This is a genomic window from Bacillus pfraonensis (assembly GCF_050768835.1).
Taxonomy (GTDB): Bacteria; Bacillota; Bacilli; order Bacillales; family Bacillaceae_G; genus Bacillus_A; species Bacillus_A pfraonensis.
Window position 1 is genome coordinate 1 of the sequence record NZ_JAHCDO010000084.1, and the last position, 2354, is coordinate 2354.

1 protein-coding gene and 4 pseudogenes are annotated in these 2354 nt (G+C 33.7%); 2 read left to right on the forward strand and 3 right to left on the reverse strand.

Annotated features, from left to right (window positions below; translation table 11 throughout):
* Window positions 1-693, reverse strand: a pseudogene (locus KFD70_RS28990) (RNA-guided endonuclease TnpB family protein); the annotation flags it as partial.
* Between KFD70_RS28990 and KFD70_RS28995 the strand changes: the two are divergent.
* Both KFD70_RS28995 and KFD70_RS29000 read left to right on the forward strand, forming a co-directional pair.
* Window positions 683-823: pseudogene (locus KFD70_RS28995) on the forward strand (IS6 family transposase); the annotation flags it as partial. The pseudogenes KFD70_RS28990 and KFD70_RS28995 sit on opposite strands and share 11 nt — an antisense overlap.
* A gap of 333 nt (window positions 824-1156) precedes the next feature.
* Window positions 1157-1591, forward strand: a complete 435-nt coding sequence (locus KFD70_RS29000; protein WP_336454662.1) for a VOC family protein — start codon at window positions 1157-1159, stop codon at window positions 1589-1591.
* On the opposite strand, the pseudogene KFD70_RS29005 reads toward KFD70_RS29000, so the two are convergent.
* Together KFD70_RS29005 and KFD70_RS29010 are read right to left on the reverse strand one after the other, a co-directional pair.
* Window positions 1566-1727 (reverse strand): annotated as a pseudogene (locus tag KFD70_RS29005) (IS4 family transposase); the annotation flags it as partial. The gene KFD70_RS29000 and the pseudogene KFD70_RS29005 sit on opposite strands and share 26 nt — an antisense overlap.
* Before the next feature lie 259 nt (window positions 1728-1986).
* Window positions 1987-2354, reverse strand: a pseudogene (locus KFD70_RS29010) (IS4 family transposase); the annotation flags it as partial.

The following is a 2354-nucleotide window of genomic DNA, read 5'->3' on the forward strand; positions in this document are numbered from 1 at the left end:
GATTTCAGTAGAGAGTTTATGTAAGTAATCAGCTCTCGCATTGGCAATATGTTCATGGATTCTTGCAACTTTCATACGCTGCTTGTTCCAGTTCGAAGAACCTTTCGTTCTTCTGGAAAGGATACGCTGTGCTTTTGCTAACTTTTCTTCTAATATATGGAAGAATTTAGGGTTCTTGTATGTTGTTCCATCAGAAAGAATAGCAAAATCTTTTAACCCAACGTCCATTCCACAAGTGGATTTTGTTTTAAGCATTTCTTGTACCTCTGTTTCGACAAGAATAGATACAAAGTATTTACCACTTGGGTTACGTCGAATCGTTGCATTTAGAATACGACCTTCTACTTCACGACTTTTGGCAAAGCGAACAAGGCCAAGTTTCGGTAATTTCATTTTGTTACCTACAATCGCAATATTGCCGTTCGTTTGCTTTGTTGTGTAGGATTGAACTTTATTGTTTTTAGATTTGAATCGTGGAATATCATTTTGTTTCTTGAAAAAACGCGAAAAAGCATCTGCGAGGTTTTTTAATGTGGATTGAAGAGCAATACTATCTACTTCTTTTAACCAAAGTGTATCCTGTTGCTTCTTTAATTGAGTAAGCTCGGCAGAGCAAGAAGGATAGGTTAATCCTTTTCCTGTCTCTTTATAGGTGTCATTCCAGAGAGCAAGAAAATGGTTAAATACAAAGCGACGGTTTGCTAAATCTGCAGGATTTCAAAATCTACGCCATGCTTCTCGTACGATTAAAGGAATCGAAACGATTCATGCTCTATATAAACGAAACCGAAGTTTGCGGCCAAACTTCGGTTTTTCAACATAAAATGAATTACAGCGATTACTTACTATTTCATAAAATTTGATTGTACTGAATTTAACTTTTTATCTGTTAAAGAATTTTGCAACAGAACCTATATCGTTGTAATTCTTCCGCAAATGGTTGTAGTTCATCTTGAATCGAGAGATTCATAAAAAAGCGTCATCCTTTCTAATCTAGCTTGTTTAGAAAGGATGACGCTTTTTATACTTGAGGGTATTAAAATTTCTTAAATTAATAGGAATGTATGGTGAGGCTCTGCCCATTAAAATTTTCTTTAAAAGAACATATGTGCTATAATATTTTTATTCAGAAAATTACGAAAGGTTGTAGGGATGAATGTTAAAAAAATTTTTATTTACAAGGGTAGGACATAATTATATTCCAACTACAAATATTGATACGTCTATTAAATGGTATACTCAAAATCTAGGTCTTAAATTGATTAATAAATTTGAAGACCGCGGGTCATATATTGCAGTTTTACATTATCCTCATAAAAATGCAATTGCTACTTTATTGATCCAAACAGAGAACAACAATCCTTTAGAAATAATAAGAAATGAGAAAGCATTTCCTGTGATTGCATTAAATTGTGAAGATATCGAATATACTCATAATCAGCTAAAAGAAAAGGGAATTCAAGTTGAAGATATTAAGGTGTTAGGGCAAGGGGAAGCTAAATATTTTTATTTCAGAGATAATGAAGAAAACTTGTTAGAGGCAACCTGGTCAATTTGGGATCCCCTAGATAAGATAAGAGAAGGATGGTAGGGTCCTGTTGCAAAGTTTCTTCTGAATCAGAAAACTTACGTTTTCGCTTTATAAATCCGATTTCTCTTGCAAGTTCTTTTAAGAATACAGGTGTAACATATCGTTGTAATTTTTTCGCAAATGGTTGTAGTTCATCTTAAGTCGAAAGATTCACAAAAAACATCATCTTTTCTAATCTAGCTTGTTTAGACAGAATAACGTTTTGTTGTACGTGGGGGGGAGGAATAAAATTTCTTGAGTTGATGGGCATGTGGCGGTATCCCACATCCATCAACTTAAGGTATATGTTTATACAAAGGCGGATCTTTCCATGTAATTTTTCATTATTTTTTATAGACATCCTAAAAGTAGGCATATCAAATAAACCCTGACGGGTTACAATTTTTTCACTATAATTATGCTACCTGATGAATGGAAGTGGTATACTCATAAACAACACCCAAAATATCAAAGACCGTTTTTTTCTCATATCTGTGGGATTTTCGTCCGTTTCGCTGTAGGAGGTTAAACAGACGAAGGAGAATCTTTGATAATTCTTGGGTGTTTTTTTGTAATGCTTGATGAAACAGTAAGAAATAATCTTTAATCATGTACATCGCTTTATATTCACTTAGCTCTTTCTGCTTCTTACGTAACAGAAGTTCTCTCATTTTAAACATAGTAGAAGAACATAATAGGATACTAATGAGTTGTCCATAAAGGTGACATTCTAGCCGCTCTTGTTTTATAGATTTACAACGATGAATTTGAAACCAAGATTTCC

Bases quoted from the DNA above. Each gene is read 5' to 3' on its own strand.
- KFD70_RS29000 (WP_336454662.1), top strand. From the start codon at position 1,157: ATGTTAAAAAAATTTTTATTTACAAGGGTAGGACATAATTATATTCCA.